At 56.0% G+C, this 16,908-nt stretch carries 15 protein-coding genes; 5 read left to right on the top strand and 10 right to left on the bottom strand.

Annotation, left to right across the window (positions count from 1 at the left end; translation table 11 throughout):
* Positions 1 to 93 precede the first annotated feature (93 nt).
* The 4 genes from THINI_RS00625 to THINI_RS00610 all read right to left on the bottom strand — a co-directional run bounded on the left by THINI_RS00625 (position 94) and on the right by THINI_RS00610 (position 2,456).
* Positions 94 to 759, bottom strand: coding sequence for a dicarboxylate/amino acid:cation symporter (locus THINI_RS00625; RefSeq protein ID WP_281054684.1), 666 nt, complete (start codon positions 757 to 759; stop codon positions 94 to 96).
* Positions 760 to 774: 15 nt separating this feature from the next.
* The gene (locus THINI_RS26165; RefSeq protein ID WP_245536675.1) at positions 775 to 1,260 is read right to left on the bottom strand and encodes a transposase; all 486 of its coding nucleotides are present in this window, start codon (positions 1,258 to 1,260) and stop codon (positions 775 to 777) included.
* A gap of 62 nt (positions 1,261 to 1,322) precedes the next feature.
* A complete protein-coding gene (locus tag THINI_RS26160) occupies positions 1,323 to 1,703 on the bottom strand; it encodes a helix-turn-helix domain-containing protein (RefSeq protein ID WP_040838909.1) in 381 nt (126 codons plus the stop codon).
* A gap of 57 nt (positions 1,704 to 1,760) precedes the next feature.
* Positions 1,761 to 2,456, bottom strand: a complete 696-nt coding sequence (locus tag THINI_RS00610; RefSeq protein ID WP_040839774.1) for a dicarboxylate/amino acid:cation symporter — start codon at positions 2,454 to 2,456, stop codon at positions 1,761 to 1,763.
* 158 nt (positions 2,457 to 2,614) lie between these two features.
* Between THINI_RS00610 and metG the strand changes: the two genes are divergently transcribed.
* Positions 2,615 to 4,648, top strand: coding sequence for a methionine--tRNA ligase (gene metG, locus THINI_RS00605; RefSeq protein WP_002706707.1), 2,034 nt, complete (start codon positions 2,615 to 2,617; stop codon positions 4,646 to 4,648).
* Positions 4,649 to 4,675: 27 nt separating this feature from the next.
* Positions 4,676 to 7,234 carry a DUF349 domain-containing protein gene (locus THINI_RS00600; RefSeq protein ID WP_002706705.1) on the top strand — a complete coding sequence of 853 codons (2,559 nt, stop codon included), beginning with the start codon at positions 4,676 to 4,678 and terminating at the stop codon, positions 7,232 to 7,234.
* Here THINI_RS00600 and THINI_RS00595 read toward each other — a convergent pair.
* From THINI_RS00595 to THINI_RS00570, 6 genes are all read right to left on the bottom strand, one after another.
* Complete coding sequence (locus tag THINI_RS00595) at positions 7,200 to 8,123, bottom strand: recombination-associated protein RdgC (RefSeq protein WP_002706703.1); 924 nt, start codon at positions 8,121 to 8,123, stop codon at positions 7,200 to 7,202. The genes THINI_RS00600 and THINI_RS00595 overlap by 35 nt on opposite strands.
* Before the next feature lie 57 nt (positions 8,124 to 8,180).
* A complete protein-coding gene (locus THINI_RS00590; protein WP_040838907.1) occupies positions 8,181 to 9,326 on the bottom strand; it encodes a DUF1501 domain-containing protein in 1,146 nt (381 codons plus the stop codon).
* A 31-nt stretch (positions 9,327 to 9,357) separates the two neighbouring features.
* Positions 9,358 to 10,611, bottom strand: a complete 1,254-nt coding sequence (locus THINI_RS00585) for a DUF1800 domain-containing protein (RefSeq protein WP_245536559.1) — start codon at positions 10,609 to 10,611, stop codon at positions 9,358 to 9,360.
* 120 nt (positions 10,612 to 10,731) lie between these two features.
* Entirely contained in the window at positions 10,732 to 11,760 is a 1,029-nt protein-coding gene (locus THINI_RS00580) for a hypothetical protein (RefSeq protein WP_002706700.1), read from the bottom strand.
* Positions 11,761 to 11,774: 14 nt separating this feature from the next.
* Positions 11,775 to 12,857: a homoserine O-succinyltransferase MetA gene (gene metA, locus THINI_RS00575; RefSeq protein ID WP_002706699.1), complete on the bottom strand. Its 1,083-nt coding sequence runs from the start codon at positions 12,855 to 12,857 to the stop codon at positions 11,775 to 11,777.
* A gap of 20 nt (positions 12,858 to 12,877) precedes the next feature.
* Positions 12,878 to 13,726, bottom strand: coding sequence for a hypothetical protein (locus THINI_RS00570; RefSeq protein WP_002706698.1), 849 nt, complete (start codon positions 13,724 to 13,726; stop codon positions 12,878 to 12,880).
* Between the two features lie 263 nt (positions 13,727 to 13,989).
* Between THINI_RS00570 and THINI_RS00565 the strand changes: the two genes are divergently transcribed.
* From THINI_RS00565 to cydX, 3 genes are read left to right on the top strand one after another with little or no spacing between them, the layout of a single operon-like run.
* Entirely contained in the window at positions 13,990 to 15,591 is a 1,602-nt protein-coding gene (locus THINI_RS00565; protein WP_002706697.1) for a cytochrome ubiquinol oxidase subunit I, read from the top strand.
* Between the two features lie 11 nt (positions 15,592 to 15,602).
* Positions 15,603 to 16,745 (top strand): cytochrome d ubiquinol oxidase subunit II, encoded by a 1,143-nt coding sequence (cydB, locus tag THINI_RS00560; protein WP_002706681.1) that lies wholly within the window; start codon positions 15,603 to 15,605, stop codon positions 16,743 to 16,745.
* Between the two features lie 12 nt (positions 16,746 to 16,757).
* Positions 16,758 to 16,862 (top strand): cytochrome bd-I oxidase subunit CydX, encoded by a 105-nt coding sequence (gene cydX, locus THINI_RS23970; RefSeq protein WP_002706679.1) that lies wholly within the window; start codon positions 16,758 to 16,760, stop codon positions 16,860 to 16,862.
* Positions 16,863 to 16,908 lie beyond the last annotated feature (46 nt).

Raw genomic sequence — 16,908 nt, 5'->3', positions numbered from 1 at the left:
CCCTAGAGGTAGAGTGGCTAAGAAAAGCATCACCTCTCTTGCTCCCCCTCTACCTCTGGGAAAGGGGGTTGGGGGGTGAGGGTCTTCAGCACACTATTCCTTACGTGAATGGGTAGCCTCAACCACACCAGCAAGTTCCTGCTCCACCGCTTCATCCAGTTCCAGGGCATCATCCGTAACCACGCCGGCATCCGGATCGTCATACACCGACTGATCCAGCTTGCCCTCGCTTTTGGCAACGATGGTGGAAACCACGGCATCGCCGGAAACATTGACAGCAGTACGGATCATGTCCAGCAAGCGGTCAACCCCCAGGATCAGGCCAATCCCTTCCACCGGCAAACCCACCTGGGTGAACACCATCGAAAGCATGATCAGGCCAACGCCCGGTACCCCAGCCGTACCAATCGAAGCCAACACCGCCATGGCAATCACGGTCAGGTAACCGCTCATGCCCAGTTCCACGTCATAGACATTGGCGATGAAAACCGTCGCCACCCCCTGCATGATGGCGGTGCCATCCATGTTGATGGTCGCACCAAACGGCACGGTAAAAGACGCCACCGAATTATTGACGCCCAGGCGTTCGGTCACAGTGCGCAAAGTGACAGGAATGGTGGCGTTGGAACTGGCAGTGCTGAACGCAAACACCTGCACATTGCGCATTTTGCTGATAAAGGTGAAGGGGTTCAGCCCCGACAACAGTTTCAGCGTCAGCATCAGGGTAATGAACAGGTGGAAGAACAGGGCGGCAACCAGTATAGTCTTTTCATTTTAGTCGGCTACACTTTGTCTGTTGAATGCGTAATCAATCGCGTCGTCCAGGGTGCTACCTTTTCCCATGGCCAGACGCGCATAATGTTTCAAGGTTGCCCAGCATTGCTCGATGGGGTTGAGATCAGGCGAATAAGCGGGTAACTGAATGATACGAATCTGGTATTTCATGGCAATCGCCTCCAGGTCACCGCCTAAATGGAAGCTCGCATTGTCCCAGACAAGCACATAAGGTTTGGGCTTTTCCTGACCTTGCTGCAACGATTTTCCCAAGGCTTCCAACCATTGTTCAACAATCATCCGGTTAATGTTGCCGGTCACTACCCACGGCATTTGCCAGCTTTGATCAGAGGCGCGGATAGCGCTGATCCAGTTGCGTTTATGTCCCCGGCCTCCAGGGCGGGGGATGTCACAAGGCTCCCCTTTTTTTGCCCAGCCCCACTCATAGCGTTCGGTGCTGTAGAATCCTGCCTCGTCCGCAAACAGGATATGATCCTGACCGTATTTTTTCTCCAGATGCCCAAGTAGCCACAGGAAAACCCAGCGGTCTAGCGGTTTGGCTTGCTGGTAGAAAGAACGTTTTTTTTATGGCTCCAACCGATCCGTTGCAGCCATTTATGCAGGCCACGATAAGAAATGGCCTTGCCATAATGCGCTTCAAAGCGTGGCAGCAAATCCTCGATGCGTTCAAACGGGGTTTCGCTCTCCACCCATTGCCGAAAAGCTTCAACGTCTTTCACCTTATGGCTGTGCCCAGGGCGGGGATGTGTCCGGGGTTGGAGGCTGCCGGTTTCTTCCCTCAGGGCCAACCATTTGTCCAGGGTGCTGCGGGCTATGGAAAACGTCCCACAAACGTGGGATTTATGTTTGCTCTTGTCATAGGCAGCAACAACACGTTCACGGAGATCCTTAGAGTAGTAAGTCGGCATGATGAAGGATGGGGAAGTTGATCATCCGTCCTATTGTAGCTGACTAAAATGAAAAGACTATACCAGCACATAACCCGCCAGTTGCGCCAGCAAATCCAGCCCCAGTTCCGCCATCGACTTGGCAATCAGGGCGAACACCGCGTAAGGTGCCGCCGCCATCACAATGCCGACCATTTTCATCATGATTTCATTGCCAATTTCAGCGCCTGCAATGAAGCTTTTCGCCTTCCTGCCCACCATTAACAGGCTAACACCAACCAGGATGGCAAAAAAAATGACCTGCAACATTTCACCATTGACCATCGCGGCAATCGGGTTACCCGGAATGATGTTGATGAAAACATCCGTCAGCGGCGGCGCTTCCTTGCCCGTAAATGCCGCATCAGACCTTACCCCCATACCCTGGCCGATACCTGCCGAAGCGGCGAACAGTATGGCGGTGGCAATGGCGATAGCGGTCGTCATGATGTACAACAAGAAAGCTTTGGAACCCACCCGCCCCAGCGTATTGAGGTTGCCGATCCCGCACACGCCGCAGATCAGCGAGAACAGCACCAGCGGCACCACCAGCATTTTCAGGGCATTGACAAACAGCTTGCCAACCACATGAAACAAACCGTTTACCACGAATTCGTTGATAAAACTGCCCGGCGCGTTCAAACCGGTCACATTGATCAACAAACCCACCAGAATGCCCAGCACCATGCCAACCAGAACCTTGGCCGTCAGGCTCATTTTCGCGTTTTCACCCATTATCAGCTCCTATTAACTCCTGCTCTGAAGATTGTATTGTAGGCTTGGTCGCCCTTTTTTACCCTAACCGCCTTTTATGGCCAGGGTAAAGGCAGTAGCACAATCCCCTGCAACCTGATACCTTATCACGCTCTCATCAGGACAATCAGACGCAAGCAATGAAGCCAAGAAGAATACTCATCACCAGCGCCCTTCCCTATGCCAACGGCCCCATCCACCTCGGCCACATGGTTGAATATATCCAAACCGACATTTGGGCAAGGTTCCAGCGGCTGCGCGGCAACGAATGCTATTACGTCTGCGCCGATGACACCCACGGCACGCCCATCATGCTGCGCGCCCAGCAGGAAGGCATCACGCCGGAACAACTGATTGCCCGTATTGGTGAGGAACACCAGCGTGATTTCGCCGGTTTCAATGTCGGTTTCGACAATTACTACAGCACGCATTCCGACGAAAACCGTTATTTCGCCGAATTCATTTACAAGGCGGCGCGTGACAACGGGCATATTGAAAAACGCACCATCCGTCAAGCTTACGACGAGCAGGCGAAAATGTTCCTGCCCGACCGCTTCATCAAGGGCGAATGCCCGCGCTGCGGCGCGCCCGACCAGTATGGCGACAACTGTGAAGCCTGTGGCGCGACCTATTCCCCGACCGATCTGAAAAATGCCGTTTCCGCCATCTCAGGTACGAAGCCAGTCGAGAAGGAAACCGAACACTATTTCTTCAAGCTCGGGCATTTCGAGGCATTCCTGCGCGAATTCCTGGGCAGCGGCGCAGTACAAAAGGAAATCGCCAACAAGCAGATGGAATGGTTTGAGTCCGACCAAGGCTTGAGCGACTGGGATGTTTCCCGCGATGCGCCTTACTGGGGTTTCAAAATCCCGGACACCGACGACAAATACTTCTACGTATGGCTGGATGCGCCAATCGGTTATCTGGCCAGTTTCAAGAACCTGTGTGAACGCGTGGGTCTGGATTTCGATGCGTTCTGGAAACCGGATAGTGATGCCGAAGTGTATCATTTCATCGGCAAGGACATCGCCTACTTCCATACCCTGTTCTGGCCTGCGCTGCTGCACGGGGCGGGTTTCCGTACCCCGACAGCCGTCCATTGCCACGGCTTTCTGACCGTCAACGGGGCGAAAATGTCCAAATCACGCGGTACCTTCATCCAGGCGGAAAGCTACCTCAAGCACCTGAACCCGGAATGGCTGCGTTACTACTTTGCCAGCAAGCTTAGCAATGGTGTGGATGACATCGACCTCAACCTCGAAGATTTCGTGGCGCGGGTCAACAGCGACTTGGTAGGCAAGGTGGTCAACATCGCCTCGCGCTGCGCCGGTTTCATCAGCAAGCGCTTTGACAACAAACTGTCAGCCAGTCTGCCAGATAGTGCGCTTTATCAGGAGTTTAGCGACGCTTCCGAACGTATCGCCGAGCTTTACGAAACCCGCCGCTACAACCAGGCCATGCGTGAAATCATGGCGTTGGCGGATAAAGCTAACCAGTACGTTGACGAACAAAAACCCTGGGTGCTGGCCAAAGCCCCCGACAAACTGGCCGAAGTGCAGGATGTCTGCACCCAAGGCATCAATATGTTCCGCGCCATTGTCACCTACCTGAAGCCGGTGCTGCCGCAACTGGCGGCGGATGCAGAAAGCTTCCTGAATGCCGGTGAACTGACCTGGGCAAGCACGGCCACCCCGTTGGTTGGCCACGAAATCGCCAAGTTCACCGCCCTCATGACCCGCGTGGAAACAGCGATGGTGGATGCCATGCTTGAAGACAATCAACAGGCCATACCTGTACCAACAGAAACCATCAAAGCAAGCGGCCCGCTGGCCGATGACCCCATCAGCGCAACCATCCAGTATGACGATTTTGCCAAACTCGACTTGCGCGTGGCCAAAATCATCAAGGCCGGGTCTGTCGAAGGGGCAGACAAACTGGTTCAACTGACTCTCGATCTGGGTGGGGAAACCCGCCATGTATTCGCAGGCATCAAATCAGCGTATGATCCTGCCGATCTGGAAGGCCGCCTGACCGTCATGGTTGCCAACCTTGCCCCACGTAAAATGCGTTTCGGTGTTTCCGAAGGCATGGTGTTGGCAGCAGGCCCTGGCGGCAAAGACCTGTTTATATTGACGCCAGACACGGGTGCGGAGCCCGGAATGCGCGTCAAATAATCGCACCAAAAGAAGACAAAAAAGCGTATGTTAGGCAATTTTTTCAAACCAAAGTGGCAACATGCTGACGCAACAGTGCGTATTCAGGCACTGGATACCCTGGCCGGTGACAGCATTGAGCTGATCCGGCTAGCACAAACCGATCCGCACAGCGCCGTCCGCATGGAAGCCGTCGTGCGTCTGACCCACTTGCCGACCCTGGTGCAACTGGGGCATTCGCCTGGCTCCATCGGCGAGCGCGCCCGTCAGCGGCTGGTTGGGCTGGCGAGCACTGACCACCACCACGACCACTTGCTGGCTGATGTTTTCCACTGGCTAAACAACCCTGCCCTGTTACGCAGCATCGCCCGCGACCCTACCCGTGGCGTAAAACTGCGCCATCAGGCCATTGGCGTCATTGCAGACCAGGAATTGCTGTTCAGCATTGCCAGCAACGATACTTCCCGTGAAATCCAGTACCTGGCTGCACAACATCTGGATGACATTGAAAAGCTGAAAGAACTGGAAAAAACCCACGGCAAGAACAACAAGCGCCTACGCCAGCTGATCAAGGAACGCCTGGAACAGGAGCAGCAACAGCAACAACGGCAGGCAGACATTGAAAAGCTATGTGCCGAAGCTGAAAACCTGGGCAAAAATAGTTCCTGGGAACAGGACAAAACCCGTCTGAAAGTCATGCAACAAAGCTGGCGCAGCCTGTCCAGAAACGCCAGCGCAACCCAGCAGCAACGTTTTACCGATGCCGGGGAAGATTTCAACCAGCGGCTGGCCACACATGAACAACAGGAAGCCAGCCTGCGCCCACTACGGGATCAGCACCAACAGCTGTTGGCTGCCGCTTCCGAACTGCTACGCCAGCTACAGCATACCCCGGAGCAACAAAGCCTCGGCCGGTTAGATGCCACCCTTGCCGGTCTGCAACAACAATGGGATCAGCAAGGCAAGCTACCCGCTGCAGAGCAGGACAAACTGGACACCATCTGGGCGCAACGCCAGCAAGAAATCAGTCACCTGCGCAACGCCATGGCTGAGGATCTGCAAGCCCTGGAAACGCTCACCCGCCTGAGTGCAGCTGCCGACAACTTGAAAAACCGCCAGCAACCCATTCACAGCAAAGACATTCTGACCCTGCAAAGCGAATGGACTGGCAGCAAACGCCCCCGCACCTTGCGCAACAGCCTCGGTGAACTGGAACAACAATTCCACCGTTCCATCAGCACCCTCAATAGCCGCTTGGAAAAGCAAAAACGCCAGCAGGAAAATGCCCTGCAAGAACTGCGCGTATCCCTGAAAAAACTGGAAGGCCATCTGGAAACGGAGCAATACGGCGAAGCCATCGAAATCCACAAGGCGCTGACGGTCGACCTGAAGGAAACCGATTTGCCTGGTAAGGATCTCGCCTTCTTCCAGCGCCGCCTCCAGATGCTGACGCCCTTCCTGCGGGAGATTCAGGACTGGCGGCGCTGGGGAACGGATCAAGCACGCCGCCAGCTGATCGAAACCGCCGAACACCTGCGCGAAGAAGATGAAATTGACCCACAGGAACGCGCCAGAAAAATTCAAGGTTTACGCGAAGAATGGCGCAAACTGGCACAAATGGAACCTGCGCAACAACGCCTGCTATGGAAAACATTTGACTCCACCGTCAGCGCAGCCTATGAACCCAGCAAACAATATTTCGCCGAACAGGGTCAGCAACGCGAAGCCAACCTCAAACAACGCCAGGCAATCTGCAACGAACTGGAAACGCTCGACAACACAACGGATTGGGATAACGCCGACTGGCGCGCCCTGCAAGCCCAGGCCAACCAGTTACGCAAACAATGGAAAGACGCCGGAGCCGTCAGCCACAAAGCCTGGGGCAGCATCAATACCCGTTTCAAAGCCGCCATGGATGCCCTGGAAACCCATTTCAAGGTCGAGCGCACCCGCAACTGGCAAGAGCGCGAACAACTGGTGATGCAAGCCCGCGCACTGCTGGAATCAGCCGACACCAGCCAAGCCATTGAACAGGCCAAGGCATTGCAAGCGGCCTGGCAAATTACCCTCGGCTCCCGCCCGTCTGACGAACAACGCCTGTGGAAACAGTTCCGCGAACCGATGGACACCCTGTTCGCCCGCGCCCGCGATGAACGCCAGCAACAACAACAGGAGCGTGACGCCCGCGCTGCCGAAGAAACCCGTCAAGCCGATGCCAAACGCCAGCAGGAACTGGAACGCCAGCAACAGCAACTGGCGGAACTGGACAACTTGGCCGCGCAGTCTCTACTCAATAAACAGGTAGAAACCAGTGCCAATGAGCAAATCGCCAACCGCTCAAGCGGTGAGTTGCTGTGCCTGCAACTGGAAATCCTGCTCGGCGTGGAAACCCCAACCGAATTCCAGCAGTCACGCATGAAGTATCAGGTCGCGCAATTGCCCCAGGCCATGCTCAGCCGCCAGCAACAGCATGACCCGGCGCTGGATGCGCTGCCCCTGCTGAAACAGTGGTATGCCCTTGGCGGCATACCCGAGGCTGCTCTGGCCAACCAGACAGCCAGGATTGAAAAAATCAGGCAGGCTCTGCAACCGCCTCTGGCGCAGTAAAGCACTGCATCAAATCTGCTAGCAAACGGGTGACTTCGCCCGTCATCAGGCTGAATTCAATGTCCAGCTTTTCCGCATGGGACTGCGGGTCGGCATCCTTGAGGCTGTCTTCCAGCACATCCAGGAAACGCACACGGCGGATGGAGAGGTCATCACTGAGGATGAAACTGATCTTTTCATCCCACACCAGACCCAGTTTGGAAACCATCTTGCCATGGGCAAGGTTGGTTTGTACTTCTTCCGTGGTCAACTCGTGCCGCTTGAACACCGCCACACTCTGCTCATCGCCCTGGCTGCGCAGTTCGCAATCTTCCCCCAAGACAAATGGCGCGGGCAGGCTGCCCTCTTCCGCCAGCCATTGGGTCATCAGGGTCGCGGGGGACATATCGGTTTTGGGCGGGACAACCGGCAAACTTCCCAGACAACTGCGCAGCAGATGGGTCAGGCGCTCGCCCTGGGTGTTGGAGGACGTATTGATCACCATCCAGCCGTGTTGCGGGTCGATCCAGGCATCCAGCTTTTTGGTGCGGGTGAATGCTTGCGGCAGCAGTTCAAACTCGATTTCATCGCGTAGATCCTGCTTTTCCCGCTTGCTGACCTTGCGTCCTTCCTTTGCCTCAATTTCAGCCACGGTTGCATCCAGTTCCTCGCGGATGACGGAGGCGGGCAACATCTTTTCCTGATGTGACAGGGTAATCAGCATATAGCCATTGGCGGCATGGGCGAGCTGGTCGCTATCACGGCCTAATGGGGAAACCCAGCCGCTGGCCTCACGCTGATCCTTGCCACACCCTTGGAAAGGCTTGCTTTCAAGGGCTTCGTGCAGTTCTTCGGGGGTCAGGCTGAACTCAGCATTCAACCGGAGCAGGTAGAGGTTTTTGAACCACATGGGGTCGCCTTTCTGTTGCTTGCAGGAAGGCGGATTATGCCGGAAAGGTTCGCAGACTTAAACAAAAGGCAGCGTGCCAAATTTCCCCCACGGATGTTTTTGCCTTAACCAGTTTTGCGCCACGGTTGCATAAACCTTGCGGAAATCAACCGTGTGTTGCAGGTTGCCGTCGGCATCCAGTTGTTTCAGGTCAGGCCGGTCGCCATAAATCCCGCCACGAACCTTACCGCCCATCACCAATTGCACCGAGGCTGCACCATGGTCGGTGCCTTTGCCGTGGTTTTCCTGCACTCGCCGCCCGAATTCGGAATAAGTCATCAGCATGACATCGTTCCAGCGCCCGCCGCGCTGCATGGCCTGGGCAAACGAATCCAGCGCCCCGCCCAGGTGGTGCAGCAGGTTGCTTTGGACATTATTCTGGTTGGTGTGGGTATCAAAGCCGTCCAGGGTCACCATGTAAACGGTCGCGTCAACGCCGGAAAGGATCATTTTGGCAACCGCTTCCAGATCGCGGCCAATTTCGCTGGTGGAGAAATTCACCCCCAATGGCGTCGGACGTTGCAGCTTTGTGCCCAATTGCTCACCAGCAGCATACAGCTGGTGATGGACGTTGGCCAGATGCGCCAATACCGGGTTGGCATTGGTCTGCGGCATGTCTTCCAGCAACTTGATCTGGCTGAGGAAAGTCTGTGGGCTTTCCATCGCGATGGTATGGCAGTTTTTGCCGCTCATCGGGCCGCTACTGTCGCCAATGACGATACCGTGTAATCCTGGCTTGCAACCGGGCAGCAGCGAACCCAGCCAGCCAATATCCTGGTAGTTGCCAGCATCGGAGGCGGTTTCCCAGATGTCAATGGAACGGAAATGCGACAGGTTGGCGTTAGGGTAGCCGACCCCCTGAACCCAGGCCATGTTACCTTTTTCCCACCATGGCTGGAGCACCTTAAGGTAAGGGTTCATGCCATAACCTTGACCGATGTCCAGCACCTGATGTTTGGGGATGCCGATGGTAGGGCGGTACTGTTGATACAAGGGATCCGTATAGGGAACCAGGGTATTGAGGCCATCATTGCCACCGGCCAGTTTGACCAGCACCAGGATGCGCTGGGTCGGGCGGCTTCCAGACGCAGCCATAACCTCGGCAGGCAAAGAGCCAAGCAGCGGCAACAAGGCCGCCATTCCCAGAAATTCTCGACGATTCATTCAGTCAACATCCACTTCATCATAATCGTTGTCAGGACACCTGAAAGGCGGGGTCAAGCAACAGGGAGCGCACCAGACGCCGTGCGCCCGGCGTTTCCGGCAGCGGCTTGAGCGGCTTGACCGGCAACATCCACTCGATCAGTTGTTCTGCTGACGCGTCAGGCAATCTCAAATTTGTTGCAGCTTTTTCATTCAGGTTGCCGCGCGACAATTTGGCCAGATAGGCATTACGCACCAGCAACGTCTGGGTGTTAATCCAATTGTCACCGCCACTCCAGCCTTTCACGTTGGGGGGGTCAAACAACTCCTGCCCCAGCAGGCGGCACAAGTTCAACATTTCCCCGGTTGATTCACGCGGATAGGGCAGCATCCGGAGAGTGCCTATCACCAGCTCCACCGGTGACTTGACCAGCGTGCCGCGATTGCGTTCAGCCCAGAACTCATCACTGTTCAACAGTGTGCGCATCAGGGTCTTGGTGTCATAACCGGATTGGCGGAATTGCTGTGCCCAGGTTTTGACAACGGCAGGGTTGGGCTGATTACTGACAAATGCCAACCAAAACTTTTCAGTCATGCGTTCAGCAGTACGTGGATGCGCCAGCAGTATGCCGATAATGTCATCGCCCGTAAAATTGCCGGTTTTGCCGAGAAAAACCGACTTGCCACCATCGTGATTGGCCGTGCGTATAATAAATTTGCCAGTATTATCATCAACCCCCCAACCGGTAAAGGCTTTGGCAGCGGCTTTCACATCAGCTTCGCGGTAATGGCCACGCCCAATAGTAAACAGCTCCAGCAATTCGCGGGCAAAGTTTTCATTGGGTTGGTCTTTGGTGTTCTGGTAACAATCCAGGTAGACCAACATGGCCGGGTCGCGGGCGACAGCGTGCAGCAAATTACCGAAATTGCCCAGCGCGTGTTGGCGCAACAACAGATTTTGTTTATGGAGCAGGCTCGGTTGCAGGGTTTTTTGGATGGATGACGTGAAATGGTTGTGCCAGAACAGGGTCATACGCTCGTGGAACGGGTTGCGGGTTAATAGCATCTGCTCCACCCACCATGCCTGCAAGCGTTTCCCCTCGTGTTGCGCGATCGACCAAGCCGAGTTGCGGCTTTTCATATCATTCAGGCGCATCGGCTCAAGCTTGAACCACGGCGTCATGGCCGGGGCAGGCTTTATTAGGGCTGGCGGCGCATACAGCACCTGATCCACAGCATCTTGCCTGGATCGCCCCTCCAGTTTTTTGGCAACATCCCACTCCGCACCCAGCCCTGTGCGTGACACAAGATGAACCGCATCTTTAAAAGCAAGTAGTCCCATGACCCTATTAGCGTGATAAAAATAATATTAATGATAGCGTAATTAGTATGCGAATTTAGGCCAAAGTTTAACCGAAATTATAATTTATAGCGATACGTTTTTTCTATTTATACCGCTAAACGATACCAAAAAGGCGATGAGTGAAATCAGTGCACTAGCGACACTGATCAGCAACTCACCAGACTTACGTAATACCCGAACAGTACCGATGGCACTTTTGCCCAAAAGCTTCATCACGCCCTTGGTTTCTTGCCCGTATTTCAGGCTAACTTTTTCCAGCCTGCTTAAGTCACCAGCATCGTCAACGTATTGAACCAAATGCAATACATCAGCCATAGAGCTTGAGCGGCGGATATTGTTCAACTGTTCCGCCGTTTGTTTGATGGCGCGGGCAGCTTGCGGGTCATAAGCCTTGAGTGCAGCCTTGCCAAGGCCATCCAGGTTCTTTTCGGCACGCGCTACCAGCAGGAATGCCTTGTAATCAAAGACATCACCGCCCTGTTTCAGCAGGAATTTCTGGAATCTGGGCGTCAGCCTGCCCGTCCGCGCCGCCAGTTTGGCAGTGGAAACCCCACCCTTGGCCGAGGTTGCTGTCCCTGCGCTGGCAACCGTCGCCGCCGTCAGGCCGACACCCACGCCCGCCAGGGTAACGATCAGCTCATTGACCGGTTCCCCCTTGGCGTAAAGCTGGTATTGTTCCCACAGATCGCGCGCATCCCCTACCACAGTGAAATCGGAGGTCAACGCGCCTGCCACACCCGCGCCACTTGCAGCCTCCCCTTGCAGGAACCCAGCGGCGAAATCGTTCACAGTGCGCCGGGCGGTATGCAAGGGGGATTCGAGACGCTGTAATTCGGTAGCAAATTCGGCGGGGTCAAGCGCGTAACCAAACATCCCGGCAAGCCGCAGGTACATGCGGGCGTCGGCAGGATCATCCCTGGCAATGGCTTCCCGCACCTGCTGGCGGACATCTTCCACGCTGACCTGGTGCAGCATCATTTGCGCCACATCGGCAGCCAGCTCATCGTATTGCCAATAATCCAGCACAGCCTTGATGCTGCCGACCAGCAACAGGGCAGAAACCAGCGTTAGCAATATGTTCCAGGCTTTCATGCGGAAAGCTTAGCTCAAATCCCCAATTGTTGGCGTAATCCCAGCGGATCGTCGGGGTTAACGCCTTCCATGAAGGGCTTGCGGCGGTCGTTGTTGGTCAGCTGGTAAACCTTGCCGATCCAGTTGCTGTAAAACACCTTGGCGGTGTCACACCAGGTATTGTGCAACATCGGCAGCAATAGCTTTTCGGGGAAATCTGGCAACGGCTTGCCCAGCCGTTTGGCCTTTTCCTGCTCCAGCCGGTATTCGTTGAGGATAGCCTTGGCCTTGGGCCGCAGGTAATTTTGCGGGAACGGCGGGTAATCCGCGCGCGTACCGTCAAACCAGCGGGTGACTTCGCGGCGATATTCCTTCAACAGGCTCACCGTGTCGTATTCGGGATGCCCCTGCATGAAGACCATGCGGAACAAGTCGGGGCTGACGGCCATGTGTACGCCCGCTTCCGTGCTTTCCACCAGCACTTGCACGCCTACAGCCTCCAACGGCTCGCGGTCAATCTGGTTAAAGCGCGAATGTGGCACGTCGAAACGGGTATTCAGGTCATTGACCAGCGGGTGTTCGGGCATGGTGACGGCATGGCTGTAAACACCCCAGCGCTTGAAACCAAGCGGACGGCGGCGGATGCCCCACAAATGCTGCACCAGCGCATGGCTGGCGAGGCAAGAACACAAGGTGGAGGTAACATTTTCCTGCGCCCATGCCACCACCTCACATAAGCCATCCCAGAATGGTTCGTCTTCCAGATGCGGTGCCGCCGGGTTTGCACCGGTAATGATCAACGCATCCAGCCCCTGCTCCTGCAAATCCTCAAACTTGTCGTAGTATTGGGCAATATGCGCCTGCGCCTTGTCGCCACGTGGCAACGTTCCCAGCGTAAACGGGTGGATGTGGAACTGCGCAATCAGGTTGGATTCATTCACCAGCCGCAGGAACTGCCGCTCGGTCGCCGCCAGCGCTGCATCCGGCATCATGTTGAGGAAGCCAATATGCAGCTCGCGGATGTCTTGCTGGAAGGCATAATCCTCACTCAGGACGGTCTGCCCTTCCTGTTTCAGACGCTCAAATGTCGGTAGTCTGGTATGTGCGACGAGTGGCATTGCTTCCCTTCACCCCCGGATTATTGATGACGGCCGATGGCCATTTCGATCAGGGCGTTGAAATCGTCTTCGTTACGCACCTGAGTCACTTCCTCCGAAGTGACGGTATAGCCGTAATCACGGGCAATGGCTTCATAGCGCGGAATACGCGAGTGGAACAGGCGCGGGAATACCCAGCGGGTGAACTCGTCCGGTTCCATTTCCGCCGCGTATTGCAGCCCTTTTTCCTGCAAATACACTGCCATGTGCTCTTTCAGGAAATTGGGGCGGTAGTAGAGCGGTTTAGGGTCGCTGCGGGCGCGGTCAATCAGCTTCTGTTCCTCGTCCTTGGTCGTGACCTTGATGTACAGGATCAGGGTGTTTTCGGACAGGGTTTCAAATACGCTGGGGTCTTCCAGTTCGCACAGGCTGCCACCGGCATCGTTAACGAAGTGGGAATAGCCATAGATCAATTGCGCCTTGCGGATGAACTCGGGCACGTCGTGCATGGCGGCAATTTCGGCTTCACGGTACTGCGCCTGACGTTTCATGAAATCATCCAGCGGCACGCCGCCCAGTTCAGGGTTACCTAGCTTGCCGACAAACGACAGCACCGGGCCCAAGTCGTTGACGCGGATGTTGTTGCGGATATAAATCCAGTCGCTGCGTAACAGTTCGCGCAGGAACGGCACTTTCATTGCCTGTTCCTTGATCAGGTCGAGGATGTCCTCATCCAGATAGCGTGTACCGATTCGGTAATCGCCGGAATAATGGAACCAGCCATGGTTACGCAACATGCTGGAAATGTAGGTTTTTCCCACGCCGGACATACCCAGCAGGGTGATCCGTTTGGTTTTCCATTGACGGTATTGTTCTACGCTCAGACGCACTTGTGATCTCCGTGCCGGTGGTTGTCTTGATGGCGCAATACTTTAACACAGCACGCTCATTTTGCACCCCACCTGCACTTAAGGCTGGCGCACTGCAACCATTGACCAAAAAGATTTTGCATTTTGATGCTAATCAATGTTGTTGCGGCGCAATCTGGAGTAGTTTGCTTGGGTATGCTGTGAAGCCGAGGGTATTGAGAGCTGAAACAAAGGCTTCCGGCATATATTCAATCAACACATCAGGTCATTGCTTAGGAGGTAACATGATAACTGATGCAGTCGTCGAGCTGTCGCGGCTCCAATTTGCCGTAACCGCGCTTTACCATTTCCTGTTTGTCCCGCTGACGCTGGGGATGACATTCATGCTGGCCATCATGGAGTCGGTGTATGTCATGACCGGCAAGCAGGTCTACAAGGACATGGTCAAATTCTGGGGCAAGCTGTTCGGCATCAACTTTGCCCTCGGCGTCACCACCGGCCTGACCATGGAGTTCCAGTTCGGGACGAACTGGGCCTACTATGCCCATTACGTCGGCGATGTGTTCGGTGCGCCCCTGGCCATTGAGGGGCTGATGGCGTTCTTCCTGGAGTCCACCTTTGTTGGCCTGTTCTTCTTCGGCTGGGACCGCCTGGGCAAGGTGCAGCATTTGGGCGTGACCTGGCTGATGGCGATTGGCACCAACCTGTCGGCGCTGTGGATACTGATTGCCAATGGCTGGATGCAGAACCCGGTCGGGGCGGAGTTCAGCTATGAGACCATGCGCATGGAGATGGTGGATTTTGCCGCCGTGCTGCTCAACCCGGTGGCGCAGGTGAAGTTCATCCATACGGTGGCTGCCGGTTATGTGACCGGGGCGATGTTCGTGCTCTCCATCAGCGCGTGGTACATCCTCAAAGGCCGTGACCTTGGGTTTGCGCGCCGTTCATTTGCGGTGGCTGCCGGTTTCGGTTTCGCCTCCATCCTCTCCGTGATCCTGCTCGGCGACGAAAGCGGTTATGAAGCCGGTGACGTACAAAAGATGAAACTGGCCGCCATTGAGGCGGAATGGCATACCGAGCCTGCGCCTGCCGGTTTCAACCTGATCGCCTGGCCGAACCAGGAAAAGGGTGAAAACGAGTTTGCGGTCAAAATCCCCTACGCCCTTGGCCTGATTGCCACCCGCTCCCTCACCGGGGAAGTCAAAGGCATCAACGACCTGGTGGAAGAAAACACCCAGCGCATCCGTAACGGTATCCTGGCCTATAACCTGTTCACCAAGATGCGGGCGGGTGTTGCCACGGAGGTGGATGTGGAAAGCTTCAACCGCCTGAAGGACGACCTGGGCTATGGCCTGCTGCTGAAGCGCTATACGCCCAATGTGGTGGATGCGACTGAGGGGCAGGTGCAGATGGCGGCGAAAGATACCGTGCCGGCGGTTGCACCGCTGTTCTGGGCGTTCCGCCTGATGGTGGCCTCCGGTTTCGCCATGCTGCTGGTGTTCGCCCTGGCGTTCTACTTCACCGCCAAGAAAACCGCCTGCACCAAACGCTGGTTGCTGCGGGTGGCGCTGTTCAGCCTGCCATTGCCGTGGGTTGCGATTGAGTCCGGTTGGTTTGTGGCCGAGTTTGGCCGCCAGCCGTGGGCGATTGGTGAGGTGCTGCCGACCTTCCTGGGCACGTCCACCCTGACGGAATGGGATTTGATCGGCAGTATCGCGGGCTTTGTGTTCTTCTACACCATCCTGCTGGTGGTTGAGATGTACCTGATGGTCAAGTTTGCCAAGCAAGGCCCCAGCAGCCTGCATACCGGGCGCTACCATTTCGAGAAGAACGGTGGTGGCCACGCAGGCGCTGTGATGGCTGACAAACTCAACGGCCGGGTGTAAGGAGTACGGACATGATTTTTGATTATGAAACTTTCAAGCTCATCTGGTGGGCGCTGGTTGGGGTGTTGTTTATCGGTTTCGCCCTGACGGATGGCTTTGACATGGGCGTGGGTGCGTTGCTGCGCTATGTCGGCAAGACGGATGAGGAGCGCCGGGTGGCGATCAACACGATTGCGCCGCATTGGGACGGCAACCAGGTGTGGCTGATCCTGGCGGCGGGTGCAATCTTTGCGGCCTGGCCGATCACCTTCGGGGCATCGTTCTCCAGCTTCTACTGGGCGCTGGTGCTGACGCTGTTTTCGCTGTTCTTCCGCCCGGTCGGTTTTGATTACCGTTCCAAGATTGCCAACCCGGTTTGGCGCAATACCTGGGACTGGGGGCTGGTGGCTGCCGGGGTGATCCCGCCGCTGGTGATCGGGGTGGCGTTTGGCAACCTGTTGCTGGGGGTGCCGTTTGAGTTCGATGAGTTCCTGCGCATCTCCAGCCACGGCTCGCTGTTTGCGCTGTTCCACCCGTTTGCGGTGTTGGCGGGGCTGGTCAGCCTGCTGATGTTCATGATGCAGGGCGCGACCTACCTGATGATGCGCACCGATGAGGCGGTTTACCGGCGTTCCCGCAGGGCGGCGCAACTGACGGCCATGGGTGTGCTCGTCACCTTTGGCCTGGCCGGCATCTGGCTGTGGGCGGGGGTTGATGGCTATGCCATCACCCGGGAGCCTTCCCACAACGCGCTGCCCAACCCGGTGGCGAAGGAGGTTGTGCCAATGGCGGGTGCGTGGCTGGCGAACTATGGCAAGTACCCGCTGGCGGTCATGGCGCCACTGGCGGGTTTCCTGGGCGCATTCGGCGTGCTGCTGCTGGCAGGGAAAGACCGCCCGGTGCTGAGCTTCCTCAACAGTTCGCTGAGCGTGGTGGGCGTGATCATGACGGCGGGCGTCTCGCTGTTCCCGTTTGTGATGCCGTCCAGCCTCAACCCCAGCCATAGCCTGACCATCTGGGATTCCGCCTCCAGCCATCTGACGCTGGCGATCATGTTCTGGGCGGCCATGATCTTTGTGCCCATCATCCTGTTCTACACCATCTGGTGCTACAGGCAGCTGTGGGGCAAGGTCACGGTCAAGTTCATCCGCGACAATGACCACGCGGTTTATTGAGGAGGGTTCAACATGTGGTATTTTGCCTGGTTACTTGGCGTCCTGCTGGCCTGCGCCTTCGGCATCATCAATGTGATGTGGCTGGAGTTCCATGGCGGCTTGGATTCCGATGACTGAAACAGCGTAAAAATGGCAACGTGAGTTGCATTTGAAGCAAAGAAAG

It is taken from the genome of Thiothrix nivea DSM 5205, assembly GCF_000260135.1.
GTDB lineage: Bacteria > Pseudomonadota > Gammaproteobacteria > Thiotrichales > Thiotrichaceae > Thiothrix > Thiothrix nivea.
This window is presented reverse-complemented; position numbering and strand designations above follow the sequence as displayed.